The organism is Dolichospermum circinale AWQC310F (assembly GCF_000426925.1).
GTDB classification, from domain to species: Bacteria; Cyanobacteriota; Cyanobacteriia; order Cyanobacteriales; family Nostocaceae; genus Dolichospermum; species Dolichospermum circinale.
Genome location: NZ_KE384705.1, coordinates 32,678 through 34,456 on the forward strand (window position 1 = coordinate 32,678; position 1,779 = coordinate 34,456).

The following is a 1,779-nucleotide window of genomic DNA, read 5'->3' on the forward strand; positions in this document are numbered from 1 at the left end:
TATCTTACCCATTACCCATTACCCATTACCCATTACCCATTACCCATTACCAGTAATTTAGATAACTTGTTCTACTTCAGATATCTCAGGAATCATTTCCTTGAGACGACGTTCAATACCCATTCTCAAAGTCATAGTCGAACTGGGACAAGAACCACAAGCACCCTGTAACCGGAGTTTAACAATTGGTCCATCTAATTCGACAATTTCCACGTTACCACCATCAGAAATGAGATAAGGGCGCATTTCATCTAGTACGGTTTCTACATTTTCTAGCGTTAATTGCATTGTTCCTGTCCTACTTCTTGATAAATTGGTAATTATCCGAGTTGCTAATGATCTAGTTTAGGCTGATAATTGTCCGTTGTCCGTTTTCAGTTGTTACTTAACTGAATATGAGAATAAACAAACTCAGTAATTGATTGCGGAGTTTCAGTTTTTCCGTCTTCATACTCTGCTACTATCTGCTTTGTCAAAATGTAATAATCACCAAATTTTTGATATGTATCCGTAAATTTGAGAATGCTATTAACATCACCTGTTTGCGAATTACGAAAAACCACATGATAAGCAGAAGGGATATAACCGCAGTCTGTAGCTAGAAAATCGTCATAATTCATCTCCAAAGCCATACGACCCATAACCCGAACCTCTTGATATATTTTTTGGTTACGGATTTGATAGTGAGAATCAGTATTCCCACCCTTGACAAAAACCATTACACCATCATTTTCTACCGACTCACCTAAAATAAACTCATGTTGACCATAGGAATCTAAAAAACTAGTTTTTTGATAGCGGGTAACTACTTCCTGTAACTGAATATCAATTCCTGCTGCTATTTGTTGATCTGCGACTTCTGTAACTTGTATATTCAGGCTGGGGTCAATCTGAATCTTACCACTATAAACCTCACCTTCCTGTAGCAGTTGCACATTGGCAGCATAACCAGGAAAATTCTCATCCCAAGTGTAACGACTTTCATAAGCAGTTTGAAATAAAGTTTCTGCTGTTGACTGAATTGCCATATCACCACTTTGACTGCACTTTTCTAATAGTTTAATGCAAAGTTGTTGTTTTTTAAATTATACAGAGATATATTTGTGTTTTTACGTGGGATGTGGTAATTGGTAGCTTTCCAGAGGATTATGTTGGCCGGGTGGGCTTCAAGTTTACCTCGTTAAGCCGACGCAAATTCTGTTAAACTGCGTTTACTGGGATGATGGAAACCTAAAACAATATCACTTTGGGGTATTCCTGCTGATAGTAAATCATCAACAACACATAAATTAGTTGCATCTTCTTCCACCCAAATTTTACCATTTTTAATACAAAGATAAATGATAATATGTTGTATTTGTTTTTTGTCATCCCAACCAAACCGAAACCAAATATATTGATCTCTTTTTTCATCAAAGGCTAACCGTTCAGTAGCCTCAATTTCACCATTTTCGCCATTTTTAACATTTTGAGGATTACTCATTTTGTAATATTCCATCAATATATTTTTGATGATATTACGGTACTGTTCTAGTTTATCCATTTTTGAATTTCCTCCTTTTTTGTATTTACAACTATCAATAGAAGGTGATTTTCTTGGATGACTGCTTGTACAGATTGACGTTGAAAAAATTTATCATAAACAACATCATCAATTGCTAAATAAAGTTTATATTCTGGTTGAGTAAGTTGAATAAGTTTCCGATATACTACAGCGGTTTCCGATCTGATGAAGTACAAAGTTGAATCATGAAACTCTTGTGGTGCGGGCATCTTGCC

General features: G+C 35.8%; 4 protein-coding genes. All 4 read right to left on the reverse strand.

Annotated features, from left to right (window positions below):
• Positions 1-57: 57 nt before the first annotated feature.
• Positions 58-288 carry a NifU family protein gene (locus ACIR310F_RS0117285; RefSeq protein ID WP_028084912.1) on the reverse strand — a complete coding sequence of 77 codons (231 nt, stop codon included), beginning with the start codon at positions 286-288 and terminating at the stop codon, positions 58-60.
• Positions 289-374: 86 nt separating this feature from the next.
• On the reverse strand, positions 375-1,028 hold the full coding sequence (locus ACIR310F_RS0117290; RefSeq protein WP_028084913.1) for a DUF3386 domain-containing protein: 654 nt from the start codon (positions 1,026-1,028) through the stop codon (positions 375-377).
• A gap of 152 nt (positions 1,029-1,180) precedes the next feature.
• Entirely contained in the window at positions 1,181-1,543 is a 363-nt protein-coding gene (locus ACIR310F_RS0117295) for a XisI protein (protein ID WP_028084914.1), read from the reverse strand.
• The coding region (locus tag ACIR310F_RS22935; protein ID WP_231387588.1) for a XisH family protein at positions 1,531-1,779 on the reverse strand (249 nt) is incomplete at its 5' end. The genes ACIR310F_RS0117295 and ACIR310F_RS22935, both read right to left, overlap by 13 nt.

Coding starts and splice junctions, on each gene's coding strand:
- ACIR310F_RS0117285 (WP_028084912.1), bottom strand. CDS start 288: ATGCAATTAACGCTAGAAAATGTAGAAACCGTACTAGATGAAATGCGC.
- ACIR310F_RS0117290 (WP_028084913.1), bottom strand. CDS start 1,028: ATGGCAATTCAGTCAACAGCAGAAACTTTATTTCAAACTGCTTATGAA.
- ACIR310F_RS0117295 (WP_028084914.1), bottom strand. CDS start 1,543: ATGGATAAACTAGAACAGTACCGTAATATCATCAAAAATATATTGATG.